The sequence below is a fragment of the Rathayibacter sp. AY1E8 genome (assembly GCF_002931415.1).
GTDB lineage: Bacteria > Actinomycetota > Actinomycetes > Actinomycetales > Microbacteriaceae > Rathayibacter.
Map to the genome: position 1 here is coordinate 1 of NZ_PSVI01000063.1, position 17242 is coordinate 17242.

Genomic DNA, 17242 nt, shown 5'->3' on the forward strand with positions numbered 1-17242 from the left:
TGCCGCAGGAGCACGAGCGCCGCGAGGGCGAGACCGTGGCCGGCTACATCGCGCGCCGCACCGGCTGCGCCGAGGCCTCCGCCGAGCTCGACGCCGCCGCCTCCGCCCTGGCCGACCCCGATCCCGACGGCTCGATCGCCGACCGCTACGCCCTCGCGCTCGACCGCTGGCTCGCGAGCGGCGCGGCCGACCTCGACGAGCGCACCCCGGTCGTCCTGGCCGACCTGGGCCTGTCGCTCGGCGCCGCGGCCGCCTCCTCGACGATGACCTCCCTCTCCGGCGGGCAGGCGGCGCGGGTGGGCCTCGCGGCGCTGCTGCTCTCGCGCTTCGACGTGGTGCTGCTCGACGAGCCGACCAACGACCTCGACCTCGACGGCCTGGAGCGCCTGGAGGCCTTCGTCCGCGGACTCCGCGGCGGCGCAGTGCTCGTGAGCCATGATCGCGAGTTCCTCGCCCGCAGCGTCACCCGCGTGCTCGAGCTCGATCTCGCGCAGGGCACCAACCGGGTTTACGGAGGCGGCTACGACGCGTTCCTGGAGGAGCGCGAGACCGCGCGCCGCCAGCGCCGCGAGAAGTACGAGGACTTCGCCGAGCAGAAGGCCGACCTGGTCTCCCGCGCCCGCACCCAGCGGGAGTGGTCGAGCCAGGGCGTGCGCAACGCGATGAAGAAGGCCCCCGACAACGACAAGATCCGTCGCAAGGCCTCGGCGGAGTCGAGCGAGAAGCAGGCGCAGAAGGTGCGCCAGATGGAGAGCCGGATCGCGCGGCTCGAGGAGGTCGAGGAGCCGCGCAAGGAGTGGCAGCTCGCCTTCACGATCGGCAGCGCCCCGCGCTCGAGCTCGGTCGTCTCGACGCTGAACGGCGCGGTCGCCCGCCGCGGCGCCTTCACGCTCGGGCCGGTGTCGCTCCAGGTCGACGCGGGCGACCGGATCGGCATCACCGGGCCCAACGGCGCCGGCAAGTCGACGCTGCTGTCGCTCCTCCTCGGCCGCGCCGAGCCGGAGGAGGGCGGCGCCTCTCTCGGAGCGAGCGTGGCGATCGGCGAGATCGATCAGGCCCGCGGGATGCTCGCCGCCGACGTGCCGCTCGCGGACGCGTTCGAGGCGCTGGTGCCCGAGTGGCCGACCGCCGAGGTCCGCACCCTGCTGGCGAAGTTCGGGCTGAAGGCCGACCACGTCGGCCGCCGCGTCGGCGAGCTCTCGCCGGGCGAGCGGACGCGGGCCGCCCTGGCGCTCCTCCAGGCCCGCGGCACGAACCTCCTGGTGCTCGACGAGCCGACCAACCACCTCGACCTCGTCGCCATCGAGCAGCTGGAGGAGGCGCTCGAGGCGTACGAGGGCACCCTGCTGCTGGTCACCCACGACCGGCGGATGCTCGAGACGGTGCAGCTGACGCGGCACTGGCACGTCGAGGCGGGCGTCGTTACGGAGGCGTGACGTCCGCCGCCGCGTCAGTCCCCGGAGGCGCGCGCCGCCTCGTCCTCGCGCCAGCCGGCCTCCTTCTGCACGTACTCGTTGTCGGCGAACTCCGCGAAGTCGCTCTCGTCGGTTATCCGGCGCACTTCGAGGCGGTTGCCGGGCACCAGGGGGCAGCGCAGCGCCCACTCGCGGGCCTGCTCCTTGGAGTCGACCCCGATGATCCAGAAGCCGTTGAAGAGCGACTCGGTCGGGCCGTAGGCGCCGTCGACGACGGTCGGCGGCTCGGAGGAGAAGTCGACCACGAAGCCGGAGGAGGCGACGTCGTCGGCCAGGCCGTCGCCCGAGAGCAGCACGCCCGCCTCGATCATCGCCTCGTTGTACTGCCCCATCCGGGTGATGATCTCGTCGAACGGGATGGAGGCGTAGGCCTCCTTCGCCGCATCGGTCGCGCGCATGATCAGCATGTACTTCATCGGGTCTCCCTGGGGTCGGTGCGCGGGGGCGCAGGGCCTACTCTGGCCCATCCGGGGTGCCGGCGGAACGGTGGGTCCCGAGCGTCTGCGCCACGGGGGCGAGCGCGGAGCGACGGACCTTGCCCGCGTCGCTCCGAACGGGCTCGTGCACGATCCGGAGGGCCCGGAGGCGCCGCTCAGCGCCCAGCTCGGCGTTCGCCCGAGCGAGCAGACCGGCCGGGTCCACGCCCGCGTCGCCCACGTCGACGACCGCCTCCACCGCCTGCCCCAGCTCCGTGTCCGGCACGCCGAAGGCGACCGCCCCGCGGACTCCGGGCAGGGCCTCCAGCACCCGCTCGACCTCGGCCGGCCAGACGCTCACTCCGCCCCGGAGGATCAGATCGTCGGCGCGGTCGACCACCCAGAGCCACCCGTCCCCGTCGACGCGGCCGACGTCGCCGAGGGTGTCCCAGCCCTCCTCCGTCCGCCGCGAGCCCGCGCCGAGGTAGCGGTAGGCGGGGGCCTCGCCGCGGTGCAGCCAGATGCGGCCGAGCTCGCCGGTCGGAGCCTCCGTGCCGTCCTCCCGCTGGATGCGCAGGGTCGTCCCGCTGATCGGCCGTCCGACACTGCCCGGGTGCTCCAGCCACTCCCGGCCCGTGATCATCGTCAGTCCGTTCGACTCGCTGCCCGCATAGACCTCGACCACCCGCTCCGGGCCGAGCCAGCCGATCAGCGCCCGCTTGTCGGCGGGCGCGCAGGGCGCTCCGAGGTGCAGCACCGTCGCGAGCGAGGACACGTCCGCCCCCGACCGCTCGGGCGCAGCCAGCAGGCGGCGGATCGTGGTCGGGACGAGCAGGGTCCAGGTGACGCGGTGCTCCTCGATCGCCGCGAGGACCCGGGCGGCGTCGAACCGCGGCAGCAGCACCAGGCGCTGCCCGGTCATCAGCCCGCGGAAGGCGTAGGTGAAGGTCGCCGAGTGCATCAGCGGGCCGCTCACCAGCTGCACGCCCTCGCGCGGCAGGAACGGCGCGACCGGCGCGTCCGGATCCAGCAGCGCCGGGCCCGCGGCCAGCACCACCTTCGGCCGCCCCGTGCTGCCGGAGGAGGTGGGCGCCTTCCAGGACGAGGCCCACCGGTCCTCGAGCGAGCCGGCCGGCACCTCCGGCCCGGGCCGCCAGTCGCCCGCGCGCCACGGGACAGCGGAGGAGGAGGGCGCGCCGATGACGAGCGCCGGCCGCGCGATCCGCTCCACCTCGGCGCGCTCCGCCGCCGACAGCCCGGTCGAGACCGGCTGCGGCACGGCGCCCGCCTTCCAGACCGCCGCGCAGACGACGAGCGCGTCCAGCGAGTTCGAGAGCGAGACGGTGACGAGGTCGTCGGTCCGGACGCCGAGATCGCGGTAGGCGCGGGCGAGGCGGGTGCTCTCGCGGTCGAGCTCCCCCGCCGTCAGCGCGCCCTCGTCGGCCACGGCGACGATCCGGTCGGGATCGGCGTCGGCGAGACCGGTGACGATGCGCGAGATCGACCGGCGGGTCACCGGCGGCGCCCGATCGTGTCCAGGCGGCAGGACGGAGTCATCCGGGCACGCCTGCTCGCGCGGATCCCGGCCCGTCCGGAGGAGTTCCTCCTGAGCTCTGAACCGAGCCGTCGAGCACCCGCTCGTAGAACCGCAGATGCGCGGCCGCGACGTCGTCCCAGGAGTGCGAGGCGGCCAGGGCCCGGCCGTCCGGCGAGGGCAGCGTCAGGGCCTCCTCCAGCGCGTCGGCGAAGGAGGCGGGGTCCCGCCCGTAGCGGACCGCGTCCCCGAACACCTCGTGGATCACCGGCAGCTCCCGCGCCACGACCGGCACCCCCGCGGCGAGCGCCTCCATCGCCGCCAGCCCGAACCCCTCCTTCACCGAGACGAAGCCCAGCGCGGAGGCGCCGGCGACGAGCGGAGCGAGCCTCTCCTCCGGAACGGTGCCGAGGATCACCGGAGCGATCCCGAGCTCGGCCGCCCTCCGGTCGAAGGCGGCCCGGTACTCGCGGTAGTCGAACAGGGTCTCGCCGCCGCCGAACACCAGCGCGACGTCGTGGCCGCGCTCGCGCAGCAGAGCCCACGCCTCGAGCAGCTCGATGCTGCCCTTCCGCGGCTCGATGCCGCCGAGGGCGAGGAGGTACGGGCCGAGCTCGGCCCGCCACCCCCCGGTCAGCGGATCGTCGACGGCGGCCGCGAACCGCGCCGCGTCGACACCGTTCGGGATCACGTCGGGCAGCAGCCCCCAGCCGGCGCGCACCTCCTCGGCGACCGCAGCGGACACGCACAGCCGGGTCAGGGGGAGCCGGACGGCGCGGTCGTGGCAGGCGCGCAGCTCCGGGGTGGTGAAGTCGTCCAGGTGGTGGATCGTGCGGATCGGCGCGAGTCCGGCGGCGAGCGCCGCGTTGGCCGAGATGCAGTCCTGCGCGTGGACGACCGGGGCGTCCTCGCCCCGCAGGGCCTCGGCCATCGCGGCGATGGACCGAACGATGCGGGCGCCGACCGGCTCGCCCTCGCGGTGCGGAAAGGGCACCACCCGCACGGTCACGCACGGATCGACGGGGCGGAAGAAGGAGTCGTCGCCGCCCCGGGCGAGCGTGCGCACCGTGACGTCGTGTCCGGCGCGCGCGAGCGCCTCGGCGAGGGCGAGGGTGTGCACCACCCCGCCGCGCGGCCGGGTGGAGTAGGTCAGCAGGCAGATCCGCATCTCAGCTCCGGTAGGCGTGCTCCGCGCGGTCGCGGAGGTGGTGCATCGTGCGGCGGGCGCGGGCGACGGAGCCGGCGACGTCAGCGGAGGCGAGCGCGAGCCCGCCCTTCGCCCAGGTCTTCGCGATGATCTCTCCCGCCGGATCCACGACCTTCGCCTGCCCGAGGAACCGCAGGCCGCCGAGCACGCCGGTCTGGTTCGAGGAGACGAGGTAGACCTGGTTCTCGGCGGCGCGGGCGCAGTCGTAGAGATCGAACAGGTGGGCCTGGCGGTCGTTGCGGATCCGATCGGAGCGGTCGGTCACGCTCGCGGGCCACGCGCTGAGGCAGGCCAGCACCTCCGCGCCGTCGAGGGCCAGCGAGCGCGAGGACTCAGGGAAGGTCTTGTCGAAGTCGATCAGCATCCCCATCCTCCCGATCGGCGAGTCGAAGGCGGCGAAGCCGCGACCCGGCAGGTACGCCTCGGACTCGCCCAGCGGCAGGTGGACCTTGCGGTGCGTGCCGATCAAGCGCCCGCCGTGCACGCAGACCGCGGTGTCGTAGCGGACCTCGCGACCGCCCTCGAGCGCGCGCTCCGCGATCCCGAAGCACACGGTGAGATCGCCCGCCAGCTCGGCCACGCGGGCGACCTCCGGCCCATCGAGCTCGAGGCTCGGCGGCAGGTCCGGCCCGGGGTGCTGGAGGTCGAGCAGGTAGCCGCCGAGGGTCGCGTCCGGGAGCACGAGCAGGTCGACCGAGCGCTCGCGGGCGTGAGCGATGATGCCGGCGAGCTTGGCGAGGGTGCGGTCGATGTCGCGACCGAAGTGCGCTGCGACCGCACCCATCACCGTCTCCGTCATGCGAGGAGGCTATCCGGCGAGATCCGGCTCGCGCTCCCGAGCGAAGCGCCCCGCCTCGCGCACTCGCCGGACCTCCTCCGCCAGGTGCCCCGCATCGCGGGCGATCGCCTCGAAGCGGCCGGACCCCCAGGTGTGCAGCCACGGCAGCCCGAGGAACGACAGACCCGGCACGCTCGTCACTCCGCGCTGGTGGGTGGGATGGCCGGCGCCGTCGAACACGCCGATCTCGACCCAGCGGTAGTCGGAGCGGAACCCGACCGCCCAGACGACGCTGCCGATGCGCGCGAGGTCGAGCCCGGTCGCCTCGGACTCCGGCCGCCAGACCGGACGGCAGCGGTCCTCCTCGGGAGCGTCGATGCCGTGCGCCGCGATGTAGCGGTCGATGTCGTCCTTGATCGACTCCGCGACCGAGTCCGCGTAGTCGAGCGACGCCTCCGCCGTGGGGGCGAAGCGCAGCCGGGACCCCTCCACCCCGGCCAGTCGGCCGTAGAGGTGCATCCCGTCGCGGGCGAAGGCGCGCAGGTCGATGTCCCGCCCGCCCCCGCGCCCCGTCACGTAGTGGTTGGTCGACTCCCGCTTGGTGAGCCCGCCGACCTGCGCGTGGACGGGGACGTCGTACACGCCCATGTCCTGGAGCCAGGCGACGCAGTCGCGGCCCCGGTAGAAGCGCGCCACCCGCGGCGCGCTGCCGAGGGCGAGGTGGACCTCGCGCCCGGCGAGGAAGAGGTCCTCGGCGATCTGCGCGCCCGACTGCCCGGAGCCGACGACGAGCACGCCGCCGGGCGGGAGCGCCTCCGGCGAGCGGTAGTCGGCGGAGTGGAGCTGCAGCACGTCCGACGGCAGCCGCGCGGCGACGGCGGGGAGGACCGGGCGGTGGTAGCCGCCGGTCGCCACGACGACCTGGTCGGCCGTGATCGCGCCCGCGCTCGTGATCAGCTCGAACCCTCCCCCGGCGCGCTCGCGGAGCCGGCTCACCTCCACGCCCTCGACCACGGGGGCGTCGAAGCTCTGCGCGTAGCGGCGCACCCACGCGTGCACCTCGTCGCGCGTCATGAATCCGTCCGGGTCCGGCCCGTCGTAGGGGTACCCGGGGAGGCGGCACTGCCAGTTCGGCGTGACGAGGGTGAAGGCGTCCCAGCGGCGGTCGATCCAGTCGTGGCCGATGGTCGCGCGCTCGAGCACGACGTGCTCGATGCCGTCGTCGACCAGGTGCCGGCTGATCGAGAGCCCGGCCTGCCCGCCTCCGACCACCGCGACCTCGACGTGGCGCCCGGGCTCGATAGCGGCGCTCACGGCCGCACCCGCTGCCCGGCCGGAGCGGGCGGCTCCATCGCGAGCACCCTGACCGTGCCGCCCTCGAAGCGCTGCGCCGTGCGGAGGATGTCGGACTCCTGCTGCATCGCGGAGGTGCAGGCGAACCCGAACCGCTCCCGCACCCGGTCCGACGCGATGCGCAGCGCCTCACTCGAACGGGCGACGAAGTCCTCGAGCGAGTAGGCGGTCCCGGTCCCGAGGAACTCGTGCACGACCAGGCTCGGCGAGTAGCAGCGCTCCTCCGAGCCGTCCGGCCAGCGGACGTGGAAGGTCATCTCAGGCATGGACGAGTCCTCCGTTCCAGACCCGGTCGATGTCGTAGGCGTCGGGCCGCCGGTCGCGCAGGTGGAACATCCCGCCGCGCATCGCCTCGAAGGCGCCGCGCACGTCGATGTCGGCGACGGCCATGCCTGCTCCGAGCAGCGTCGTCGCGAGCACGTTGCCGCCGGGATCGACGACCTTCGCGTTCCCGACGTAGCGGAGCGAGCCGAAGGTCCCCGACTGGTTCGAGGCGAGCCAGAACACCTGGTTGTCGAGGGCGCGGGCGATGTCGAACTGATTGAACCGGTACGTCCAGCGGTCCTCCTGCAGGTTCTCGGCCGTCGCCGTCCGAGCGGCCGGCCACGCCGAGAGCGAGGCGATGATCTCGGCGCCGTCCAGCGCCATCGACCGCGCCGCCTCGGGGAACGCCTTGTCGTAGCAGATCTGCAGGCCCACCCGGCCGACCGGCGTCTCGAAGGTGCCGTAGCCCGGGCCCGGCGAGTACGAGAGGTGCTCGCCCAGCGGCTGGTGCACCTTCCGGTAGCTGCCGTAGACCTGCCCGCCGTCCAGGAGCGCGGCCGCGTTGTAGCGGGTCTCGCCGTCGTCGTCGAGCTCGCAGAAGCCGATCGCCACCACCAGGTCGCCGACGATCTCCTGCACCCGCCGCAGCTCCGGCCCGTCCAGGCGCACCGCCGGCGGGAGGGAGCGGCGGGTGGTGGCGACCGTGTCGCCGTGGTTGCCGAGCGAGGAGAGGTAGCCGCCGATCGCGGCCTCGGGGAGCACCAGGAAGCGCACTCCCCTCTCGCGGGCCTCCTCGGCCAGGGAGGCGATGAGCGCGTAGTTCTGATCCAGGTCGCGGGTGAAGTTCGCCGCGACCGATCCGACGAGGGTCATCGCGATCGCCTACAGGTTGTAGGTGGAGTTGATGATCGCGCCCTTGCGGGCGTAGTGGATGAGCGCGTCCTGCACGTCGAGCGGGTGGCAGGGGATGCAGCCCTCGATCAGGTCCTCCTCGCGGAGGCCGTGGAGCGCCATGCCGAACCGGCAGACGAAGACGCGGTTCCCCTCCTGGATGAAGGTCTCGATGGCGTTGTTGAGGTTCTGCTCGCCGGGGAATCCGGAGTCGCCGACCGTCGGGAAGCCGCGGGTGGCCATCGCGTTGATGGTGCCGGGCCCGTAGAAGTAGAGCGCGGACTCGTAGCCCTTCCGCGCCGCGCGGGTGGCCTGGAGCACTGCGACGAAGCTGACCGAGGACTCGTGGGCGATGCCGTGCACGAGGGTCAGGTACGACTCCCCGGGCTCGGCCTGGTAGTCGGGGAAGACCTTGGTGGAGCCGTAGAGGTTGCTGCCCTTCGGGAGCGCCGGGTGGGCGATCTCGGAGCGCGACATCTCGATGTTGGCGCTGACCTGGTCTTCGATCTCCTGGGAGACGGACATGGTTCCTCCTGGTGTCGGTCCGCCGAAGCGGCGTGCGAGTGCATGGCTCCGGCGGGATGCGCTGAGACGACGCGGGACGACGTCCGCCGGGGTGGAGCAGTGGTGCGGAGTGGAACGCGTCCAGTCAACGGCCGGGATGTTTCGGAGTGGTTTCCACCGGAAGAAGCTCCCGTGACGGCGGATCCGTAACGAGACCGCGTTCCTCCCGTCACGAGGGCGAAACACGAGGCGCCTTGACTGGGGGGTGAGACGACCGCACCGACATCCCGGCCGCCGCTGTGCGCGGCCCGTCCGGCCCGCTCCGCGGTGCCACGAAGGAGTCCTCGTGACCGATCTCCGCAGTCCCTCCCCCGCGTCCTCGCCGCCGGCAACCGGTGCGGCGCACCCGGCCGCCGGCCCGCACCCGGTCGGCGGGGCGCACTCCCCGGGCGGGGCGCACTCGACCGGGATCCGCCGCACCGGCCCCTCCGCCCTCCGCACCCGCGTCGACATCGCCCTGCAGGGCATCCGCGTCGAGGCACCGGTGCACCGCGAGGCCGGCGCCGGCCCGAGCGACGACGGGCACGTGATGCTCGGCGGCCTGGGCGCCGCGATCCCGGTGAACCCCGACAGCCCCTACGTGGTGAGCGGGAACCGCCTCCTGCTCGAGGGCGCCGACATCGGCCTGGACGTGACTCCCGTCCGCCGCCCGCGCTTCTACGATCTCGACACCGCCGACGGCGTCTCCTACGAGAAGATCGCCCGGCTGCACGGCCGTGACATCCTCGCGACCACCGTCGTCCAGACCTGCATGCGCTACGACGAGGCGGAGCGCTGCCGCTTCTGCGCGATCGAGGCCTCGCTCGAAGCCGGTGCGACCATCGCGGTCAAGACCCCGGCCCAGCTCGCCGAGGTCGCGGAGGCGGCGGTCCGCCTCGACGGCGTGCGCCAGATGGTGATGACCACCGGCACCTCCAAGGGCCGCGACCGCGGAGCGGCCCACCTCGCGCGCTGCGTCCGCGCGGTGCTCGCGGCGGTCCCCGGGCTGCCGATCCAGGTCCAGTGCGAGCCCCCCTCCGACGTCTCGGCGCTGCAGGCGCTGAAGGACGCGGGCGCCGTCTCGATCGGCATCCACGTGGAGTCGATGGACGACGCGGTGCGGCAGCGCTGGACCCCGGGCAAGGCGCGGGTCAGCCTGGACGAGTACCGCTGGGCGTGGCGCGAGGCGGTGCGGATCTTCGGCCGCAACCAGGTCTCGACCTACCTCCTGGTGGGCCTCGGCGAGGACCCGGACGAGCTGGTCACGAGCGCCCGCGAGCTGATCGGGATGGGGGTCTACCCCTTCGTGGTGCCCTTCCGTCCGCTGCGCGGGACCCTGGCGACCGAGGTCGACCACGTGCTCCCGCCGGCCGGGTCACTGCTGGAGCGGGTCAGCGCCGAGGTCGCCGCGCTCCTGATCGAGGCCGGGATGCTGAGCAGCGGCCAGAGTGCGGGCTGCGCGGCGTGCGGGGCCTGCGGCGTCCTGAAGACGGCCGGCGCCTGATGGTGGAGCTCTCGATCCTCGAGGGTGTTCGGGTCGCGCCTGCGTTCACGGTGGTGCGGGCGGAGGAGCGCGAGCTCGCCGCGCACCGGGCCCTGCGGCGCGAGGTCTTCGTCGCCGAGCAGGGGCTGTTCGCGGGCGACGACCACGACGACGCCGACGACGATCCGCGCTCGGTGGTGCTCGTCGCGGTGGCTCCGGACGGCGCGGTGCTCGGCGGGGTCCGGATCGCGCCTGTCGGCGGCGGACGCGATCTGGGCTGGTGGACCGGCAGCCGCCTGGTGGTGGCGCGCGAGGCGCGGGGCGGCTCCGGGATCGGTGCCGCCCTCGTGCGCGCGGCCTGCGCGGAGGCGGAGGCGCGCGGGGTGCTCCGCTTCGAGGCCTCGGTGCAGCTGCGCAACGAGGTGCTGTTCCGGCGGCTCGGCTGGCGGAGGATCGGCACGAGCACCGTCGCCGGAGTCGAGCACGCCCGGATGCGCTGGCCGGTCGACCGGCTCGACCGGGCGGCCACCGCGGCCAAGGCGGCCCTCGGCGCCCTTCTGGCTCCGCTGGCGGCCGAGGGGGGCCTCGGTGGGGCCGGCTTCGTCGGCGACGACGGAGCACCGGTCCCGGGCAGCGACCTGATCGCCGTCTGCGACGCGATCGTCCCGTCCATGGTGGAGCGCCACCCGGAGTGGGCGGGGTGGTGCTCGGTGCTGGTCAACGTCAACGACCTCACCGCGATGGGCGCGACCGGCATCGGGCTGATGGACGCGATCGGCGCTCGCGACGCGGCCGCCGCCGCGCGCATCGTGAGCGGTCTGCGGGCCGCCTCCGCCGCCTGGGGCGTCCCCGTGCTCGGCGGGCACACCCAGCTCGGAGTGCCGGCGGCCCTGAGCGTCACCGGTCTCGGCCGTACCGCGGCGCCGGTGCCGGGCGCCGCCGCTCCGGGCGACGAGCTCTCGCTGACGGCCGACCTCGGCGGCGGCTGGCGGCCCGGCTTCGCAGGCGCCCAGTGGGACTCGACGTCGTCCCGGCGCGCGGAGGAGCTCCGGGCGATGGCCGCCTCCGTCGGACTCGCGCGGCCGAGGGCGGCGAAGGACGTGAGCATGGCCGGGCTGGTGGGGACGGTCGGCATGCTCGCCGAGGCCAGCGGAGGAGGAGCGGTGATCGACCTCGCGGCGGTCCCCGTCCCCGAGGCGGCCGGCACCGCCGACTGGCTCGGCTGCTTCCCCGGCTTCGCGATGATCACCGCCGACCGGCGGGGGGAGTCGAGGATGGGCACACCCTGGACCGCGACGGCCGCGGTGGGGAGCGTCGTCACGGAGCCGGGCGTGCGGCTGCGCTGGCCGGACGGCGAGGAGACGACGGCGATCGCCGGTGCGGTGACGGGGCTCGGCGCAGCGGGCTGACGGGCCGGGCCGGAGGCGCATCGTCCTCGGCGCGGCCGTGAGAAGCAACCCCGCGCAGATCCTCGCCGAGCGGCGGAGACTGGCGGCGGCCCGTTGCTCGACGGGCGCTCATCGACGGAAGGAACGACCCCATGGTGGATCTCGGAGGACTCGCGGACAAGGCGAAGAACGCCGTGAACAGCGACAAGGGCGAGGAGCTGACCGACAAGGGACTCGACAAGGCGGGCGACGCCGCCGACTCCGCGACCGGCGGGAAGTTCGCCGGCCAGGTCGACAAGGCCCAGGAGGCCGGCGACCAGCACGTCGGCAACGACTGACCGCCGGGCGGCCCTTCCGCGCTGTCGCGGAGGGCCGCCCGTCCATCAGTCCCGGTCGCCGAGCCCGCGCAGCAGCGCCCGCACCACGGCGACGGAGCGATCGGCCGCGTCGTCGACGTGCGCCTCGAACTCGCCGGGGGCGCAGAGGTCCGAGATCCCGCGGACCGAGACGAACGGCAGCCCGTGCACGTGCGCCGTCTGCGCGAGGGCGACGGACTCCATGTCGGTGGCGAGCGCGCCGGGGAAGTCGTTCCGCACGCGGTCCACGTGGGCGCTCGAGACGAAGACGTCGCTCGAGACGATCAGGCCGCGGCGCACCGGCGGCCCCTCCAGCAGCTCGAGCTCCGCGGCGAGCGCCGCGTCGTCCCCGGAGTAGCGGGCGGGCATCCCCGGGACCTGCCCGAGCGCGTAGCCGAACGCCCGCGCATCGGCGTCGGTCTGCACGTACTCGGTACCGATCACGACCTCGCCCACGCGGACGTCGGCGCCCAGGCCGCCGGCGGTCCCCGCGCTCACCACGAGCGGCCGGGAGCCGCCCTCCCGCAGGATCGCTGCGGTGAGACCGCCGGCCGCGTTGACGAGGCCGATGCCGGTGCGGACGAGCAGCACCGCGCGGGAGTCGAGCTCGAGCTCCCACTGCAGCGCGTTGCCGACGGCGCGCGGCTCGGAGGCGCTGGACGCGGCGGCGAGGAACGGCGCGGCCTCCTCGTCCATCGCGACCAGGACGATCGCCGTGCTCACGCGGTGACCGTCTCCCACTCCGAGCGGTGCGCGAGGAACGTGCGCGCCGCCTCCTGCGCCCCCGCGAGGGAGTGGTTGGCGCCCCAGCCGCACTGGGTCTCGTTGGCGGCCGGGACCTCGTCGGCCTCGGTGATGTCCTGGAGCGTCGCCTCGACCAGGCCGAGCACCTCGGAGAGCTCGGGCTCGCCCGAGAGGAGCAGGTAGAAGCCGGTCTGGCAGCCCATCGGCGAGAAGTCGATCACGCGGTCGGAGTGGTTGCGGGACTTCTCGGCGAACAGGTGCTCGAGCGAGTGCACGGTGGGCATCTCGAGGTGCCCGCGGTTGGGCTGGGTGAAGCGCACGTCGTACTTGACGAGGTGGTCGCCTCCGGGCAGCGTCTTCGCGTCGGCGAGGCGCACGTACGGCGCTGCGACGGTGCGGTGGTCGAGGTTGAACGACTCGACGTTCATGCGCGGCTGATCCACGGTGGTCTCCTTCGCTGGGGGTCCCTCCATTGTCCTCCGCTCCGCGGAGCGGAGGCGGACCCCGGCGGATCCGGCTGCTTCTTCTCCGGGGCTGCGCCCGGATGCGAAGAGTTCCTCGCCGGCCACGACGAGGTACGCCGTGTCGAGCGCGATGATCACCAGGACCGCCCTGAACAGGCGCGCGGAGACCGTGCGGTCGTCCAGCGGGACCCCGCCGCCCAGACCCGCACGGAGGCGTGGAGCACCCCGGACAGCACCAGCGCGACGAGCGCCGTCACGCCGAGCACACTGTCCGGAACGACCACCGCCACCACCTCCTCCGTCGACGGGTCGAGCATGCCGTCGCGCCCGACGCGGCGGGGACCCGGACCCCTGAGCGGTGGAGAACGGGCCGCTCCGATCCCTGGGGAGGAGCCTCGGCCGCTCCTCAGAACAGGTCCGAGAAGCCCATCGCGACGAGGTTGTCGTGCGAGGTCCGCAGGCAGTCGAGCGCGCTCCGCCCGTAGCGCTCGTCCTGCTCGACGAGGAGGTGCTCGACGCCGAGCGCGAGGCTCGTCCCGATGATCCCCGGGAAGTCGAGGTTTCCCTCCCCCACCTCGGCGAACTGCACGTTCGAGGTGAAGGCGTGCACGGACCACCCGCCGGACATGTCGGCGGGCGGCCCGACCCGGTAGTCCTTCAGGTGCACCAGGGCGACGCGCTCCCCGTACCGGCGCAGCGTCGTCACGGGATCGAGCCCGCCCCGCTGCACCCAGTGCACGTCGAGCTCGAGCCCCAGCAGCGGAGCCCGGTCGGCGACGACGTCGAGCAGGAGGCGGCCGCCGTGCCGCGCGAACTCGTGGTGGTGGTTGTGGAGCAGCAGCCGCAGCCCGTCGTCGCGGAGCCTCGCCGCGGCGGCCTGGCAGCGGTCGGCGAAGTCGAGCAGAGCGGCCGGCGAGGCCGCCGCGGAGGCGGGCAGCATGCCGATCCGGACCGTGCGCGTGCCGAGCGCGCGGGCGTCGGAGACGATCCCGGCGAGCCCGCCCTCGAGCGCGGCGCCCGGGGAGTCCCCCGGTGCCAGGCCCGCCGAGATCGCCGCGATCTCGACGCCGAGCTCGTCCCGCGCCCGCTGCAGCTCGGCCACGGTGGCCGCCGTCAGCGGGATCTGCGAGATCTCCACCGACCGGTAGCCGATCGCTCGGACCTCCCGGAGCGTCGCGAAGGCGCCCGCCGAGGCGAACGCGTCCTTCAGCATCATCGCCTGCACGCCGATCCTGGTCACGGCAGTCCTCCCGGTCGCGGTGGGGGCCGGCGTCTCCGCGGCCCGGAACGCCCCCGACGGTAGAGGCGCGCCTCCGATCTTGTCAATCGGTTGCCAATACGCGTATGGTCGTGGCACGGCGGCGCTCCTGCCCGCCGGTTCCCGACGACGAGAACGAGGCACGCACCGTGACCACCGCACCCGCGACGACCGCACCCGCGACGACCGCATCCGAGAACCCCGCGCCCTGGACCCTCTCCGGCTTCGGCGACGAGATCGACCCCGACCCGGTCGTCCAGGTCGCCGTCCTCCGAGCGCTCGGCGCGCACAGCATCGAGGTGCGCAGCGCCTGGGGCCGGAACGTCGTCGACCTCGACGACGAGCGCCTCGCCCGCCTGGCCGCCGTGCTCGAGCGCGGCGGCCAGTCCGTCTCGGCCGTCGCCTCGCCCATCGGCAAGGTCGACGTCGCCCTCGACCCCGAGCTCGAGGTGGCGCGCCTCGACCGCGTCATCCGCGCCGCGCACGCCCTCGGCACGCCGAGCATCCGCGTCTTCTCGTTCTACCGGGGCGAGGGAGTGCCGGTCGAGAGCATCCGCGACGACGTCCTGCTGCGCATGCGCAGACTCGCCGATCGAGCCGAGCGCGAGGGCGTGGTGCTGCTGCACGAGAACGAGAAGGACATCTACGGCGACGTCCCCGAGCGGATCCTCGACCTGGTCGAGTCCGTCGGCTCGCCCGCCCTGCGCCTCGCCTGGGACAACGCGAACTTCGTGCAGTGCGGGGTGCGGCCCTTCGACGACGGCTGGACGGCGCTGCGGCCCTACGTCGACTACCTGCAGGTGAAGGACGCGGTGGCCGCGACCGGCACCGTGGTGCCCGCCGGCGAGGGCGACGGCCAGCTGCGCGAGACGCTCACCGCCCTGCGCGACGACGGCTGGACGGGCGTCGCCTCGCTGGAGCCGCACCTCGCGATCACGGACGCCCTCGGCGGATTCTCCGGCCCCGAGTCGTTCGGAGTGGCCGCTCGGGCCTTCCGGGGGCTCGCCTCCTCGCTCGGGATCGACCTGCGATGACCGTCCGCGCGGCGGTGATCGGCTGCGGCGACATCTCCTCCGTCCACCTCGCGGCGATCGGCGCAGCGCCCGGCGCGGAGCTGGTGGCGGTCTGCGACACCGACCCGGGCCGGCTCGCCGCGGCCGCCGAGAGGCACGCGGTGCCGGGCTTCCCCGAGGCGGTCCGGATGCTCGACTCCGTCCGCCCCGACGTCGTGCACGTCTGCACTCCGCACAGCACGCACGCCGCGCTGGCGGTCGCGGCCCTGGACCGCGGCGTCGCGGTGCTCCTCGAGAAGCCGCTCGCCTCCTCCGTCGCCGAGGGCGAGCAGGTGATCGCCGCGGCCGAGCGGGGCGGGGCGCGCATCGGCGTCTGCTTCCAGAACCGCTACAACCCGCCCGTGCAGCGCCTCCGCGAGCTGCTGGCGTCCGGCTCCCTGGGTGCCGTGACAGGTGCGGCCGCGACCGTGCTCTGGCACCGCGCTCCCGGCTACTACCTCGACCGCCCCTGGCGCGGGATGCGGGCCGAGGGCGGCGGCGGGATGCTGATGAACCAGGCGATCCACACCGTCGACCTCCTGCAGTGGCTCCTCGGCGAGGTGGTCGCGGTGAGCGGCTCCGCCTCCACGCGCCTGCTGCCGATCGAGGTCGAGGACACCGCCGACCTGGTGCTCACCCACGCCTCCGGCGCGCGCAGCGTCCTCTACGCGACCGTGGCGAACGCGTGGGACGAGCCGGTCGAGCTCCGCCTGCGCACCGAGCGCGCCACCGTCTCGTTGCGCGGTGCCCTCACCGTGCGGCGCGACGACGGACCCGTCGAGGTCGTCCCGGACACGGAGCGCCGATCCGGCGGGCGCTCGTACTGGGGCGCCTCGCACGAGCTGCTCGTGCACGACTTCTACGCCCGCCTCGGCGAGGACGAGCCCTTCTGGATCTCGCCCCGCGAGGCGGCGAGGTCGCTCGCGATCGTCCAGGCCGCCTACGCCCCGAGCGCGCCCGCGCGGATCCCCCACTCCACCCCGAACGAAGGACTCCTTCCATGACCACCGTCCGCCTCGGCATCATCGGATTCGGCGCCCAGGGCTCCTCCTACGCCCGCTTCCTCGCCGACGGCAGAGTGCGCGACCTCGTCGTCACCGCCGTCGCCGACGTCGACCCCGCCCGGGAGGCGGCGGCCGCCGCGCTCGCACCCGGAGCGTCGTTCCACGCCGACCACCGCTCCCTCCTCGCGAGCGGAGAGGTCGACGCCGTCGTCGTCTGCACTCCGCACTACCTCCACCCCGGGATCGGCATCGACGCTCTCGAGCACGGGCTGCACGTGCTGGTCGACAAGCCGGCGGGCGTCTACGCCGCGCAGGTCGCGGAGCTGAACGAGGCCGCCGCCGCCCGTCCCGGTCAGCGCTTCGCGATCATGTTCAACCAGCGGGCGAACCCGCTCTACCGCCGGCTCAAGGAGGTCGTCGACGAGGGCGGGATCGGCCGGATCCTGCGCTCGAACTGGATCATCACGACCTGGTGGCGGCCGCAGGCCTACTTCGACCAGAGCGCGTGGCGCGCGACCTGGGGAGGCGAGGGCGGAGGCGTCCTGGTCAACCAGGCGCCCCACCAGCTCGACCTGTGGCAGTGGCTGTGCGGAGTGCCGGAGTCGGTGGTCGCGAAGGCCGGCTACGGGCGGTGCCGCGACATCGCGGTGGAGGACGAGGTGACGGTGCTCGCCGACTTCGGCGGGGGCACGACCGGCGTGCTGGTCACCACGACGCACGACCCGATCGGCACCGACCGCCTCGAGATCATCGGCGACCGCGGCCGGATCGTCGTCGACGACTCCCGGGTCGCGACGATCACCCGGCTGAACGCCCCCGAGCGCGAGGTCAGCGCCGCCCTCAGCGCCGAGGACGTGGGCCTCCTGCTCAGCGGTCGCTACGACACCGCGGGCCTCTCCACGACGGAGCGGATCGAGTCGGCGTCGGTCTGGGGCGAGCAGCGGCGTGCCGTGCAGGATGCTGTCCGCGAAGTCCTGCAGGACGGCCGTGTGCTGCTCGCCCCAGACCGACGCCGACTGGATCCGCTCCGTC

At 74.0% G+C, this 17242-nt stretch carries 18 protein-coding genes; 7 read left to right on the forward strand and 11 right to left on the reverse strand.

The features are described 5' to 3' along the window. A partial coding sequence (locus tag C5C74_RS14770) for an ABC-F family ATP-binding cassette domain-containing protein (RefSeq protein WP_104351794.1) occupies positions 1–1436 on the forward strand: 1436 nt, incomplete at its 5' end. 14 nt (positions 1437–1450) lie between these two features. Here C5C74_RS14770 and C5C74_RS14775 read toward each other — a convergent pair. From C5C74_RS14775 to C5C74_RS14810, 8 genes are read right to left on the reverse strand one after another with little or no spacing between them, the layout of a single operon-like run. After that, positions 1451–1891, reverse strand: a complete 441-nt coding sequence (locus C5C74_RS14775; RefSeq protein ID WP_104222630.1) for a YciI family protein — start codon at positions 1889–1891, stop codon at positions 1451–1453. A 37-nt stretch (positions 1892–1928) separates the two neighbouring features. Beyond that, complete coding sequence (locus C5C74_RS14780; protein WP_104348517.1) at positions 1929–3407, reverse strand: AMP-binding protein; 1479 nt, start codon at positions 3405–3407, stop codon at positions 1929–1931. A 37-nt stretch (positions 3408–3444) separates the two neighbouring features. After that, positions 3445–4593 carry an MSMEG_0565 family glycosyltransferase gene (locus C5C74_RS14785; RefSeq protein ID WP_104222632.1) on the reverse strand — a complete coding sequence of 383 codons (1149 nt, stop codon included), beginning with the start codon at positions 4591–4593 and terminating at the stop codon, positions 3445–3447. A 1-nt stretch (position 4594) separates the two neighbouring features. After that, the gene (locus tag C5C74_RS14790; RefSeq protein ID WP_104250272.1) at positions 4595–5431 is read right to left on the reverse strand and encodes a carbon-nitrogen hydrolase family protein; all 837 of its coding nucleotides are present in this window, start codon (positions 5429–5431) and stop codon (positions 4595–4597) included. Positions 5432–5440: 9 nt separating this feature from the next. After that, positions 5441–6724 carry an MSMEG_0569 family flavin-dependent oxidoreductase gene (locus C5C74_RS14795; RefSeq protein WP_219812201.1) on the reverse strand — a complete coding sequence of 428 codons (1284 nt, stop codon included), beginning with the start codon at positions 6722–6724 and terminating at the stop codon, positions 5441–5443. After that, positions 6721–7029, reverse strand: coding sequence for an MSMEG_0570 family nitrogen starvation response protein (locus C5C74_RS14800; protein WP_104222634.1), 309 nt, complete (start codon positions 7027–7029; stop codon positions 6721–6723). The genes C5C74_RS14795 and C5C74_RS14800 overlap by 4 nt, the downstream gene beginning before the upstream one ends. Continuing rightward, entirely contained in the window at positions 7022–7900 is an 879-nt protein-coding gene (locus C5C74_RS14805; RefSeq protein WP_104222635.1) for a carbon-nitrogen hydrolase family protein, read from the reverse strand. The genes C5C74_RS14800 and C5C74_RS14805 overlap by 8 nt, the downstream gene beginning before the upstream one ends. Before the next feature lie 9 nt (positions 7901–7909). Then, complete coding sequence (locus C5C74_RS14810; RefSeq protein ID WP_104222636.1) at positions 7910–8443, reverse strand: MSMEG_0572/Sll0783 family nitrogen starvation response protein; 534 nt, start codon at positions 8441–8443, stop codon at positions 7910–7912. Positions 8444–8768: 325 nt separating this feature from the next. Here C5C74_RS14810 and C5C74_RS14815 point away from each other — a divergent pair, with 325 nt between their 5' ends. The 3 genes from C5C74_RS14815 (at position 8769) to C5C74_RS14825 (ending at position 11670) form a co-directional block, all read left to right on the forward strand. Then, on the forward strand, positions 8769–9965 hold the full coding sequence (locus C5C74_RS14815) for an MSMEG_0568 family radical SAM protein (RefSeq protein WP_258059779.1): 1197 nt from the start codon (positions 8769–8771) through the stop codon (positions 9963–9965). After that, entirely contained in the window at positions 9965–11353 is a 1389-nt protein-coding gene (locus C5C74_RS14820; RefSeq protein WP_104222637.1) for an MSMEG_0567/sll0787 family protein, read from the forward strand. Before C5C74_RS14815 ends, C5C74_RS14820 begins: the two co-directional genes overlap by 1 nt. 131 nt (positions 11354–11484) lie before the next feature. Continuing rightward, a complete protein-coding gene (locus C5C74_RS14825) occupies positions 11485–11670 on the forward strand; it encodes an antitoxin (RefSeq protein ID WP_104222638.1) in 186 nt (61 codons plus the stop codon). Positions 11671–11715: 45 nt separating this feature from the next. Here C5C74_RS14825 and mtnN read toward each other — a convergent pair whose 3' ends face one another. From mtnN to C5C74_RS14845, 3 genes are all read right to left on the reverse strand, one after another. Next, positions 11716–12411 (reverse strand): 5'-methylthioadenosine/S-adenosylhomocysteine nucleosidase, encoded by a 696-nt coding sequence (mtnN, locus tag C5C74_RS14830; RefSeq protein ID WP_258064189.1) that lies wholly within the window; start codon positions 12409–12411, stop codon positions 11716–11718. Next, complete coding sequence (locus tag C5C74_RS14835) at positions 12408–12860, reverse strand: S-ribosylhomocysteine lyase (protein ID WP_181134715.1); 453 nt, start codon at positions 12858–12860, stop codon at positions 12408–12410. The genes mtnN and C5C74_RS14835 overlap by 4 nt, the downstream gene beginning before the upstream one ends. A gap of 442 nt (positions 12861–13302) precedes the next feature. Then, a complete protein-coding gene (locus tag C5C74_RS14845) occupies positions 13303–14136 on the reverse strand; it encodes a sugar phosphate isomerase/epimerase (protein ID WP_258064190.1) in 834 nt (277 codons plus the stop codon). A 167-nt stretch (positions 14137–14303) separates the two neighbouring features. On the opposite strand from C5C74_RS14845, the gene C5C74_RS14850 reads away from it, so the two are divergent. From C5C74_RS14850 to C5C74_RS14860, 3 genes are all read left to right on the forward strand, one after another. Further along, positions 14304–15188, forward strand: a complete 885-nt coding sequence (locus tag C5C74_RS14850; protein WP_258064191.1) for a sugar phosphate isomerase/epimerase — start codon at positions 14304–14306, stop codon at positions 15186–15188. Beyond that, positions 15185–16210, forward strand: coding sequence for a Gfo/Idh/MocA family protein (locus tag C5C74_RS14855; protein WP_104351795.1), 1026 nt, complete (start codon positions 15185–15187; stop codon positions 16208–16210). Before C5C74_RS14850 ends, C5C74_RS14855 begins: the two co-directional genes overlap by 4 nt. After that, positions 16207–17242 (forward strand): Gfo/Idh/MocA family protein (locus C5C74_RS14860; RefSeq protein WP_104351796.1); only part of this gene is annotated, 1036 nt, incomplete at its 3' end. The genes C5C74_RS14855 and C5C74_RS14860, both read left to right, overlap by 4 nt.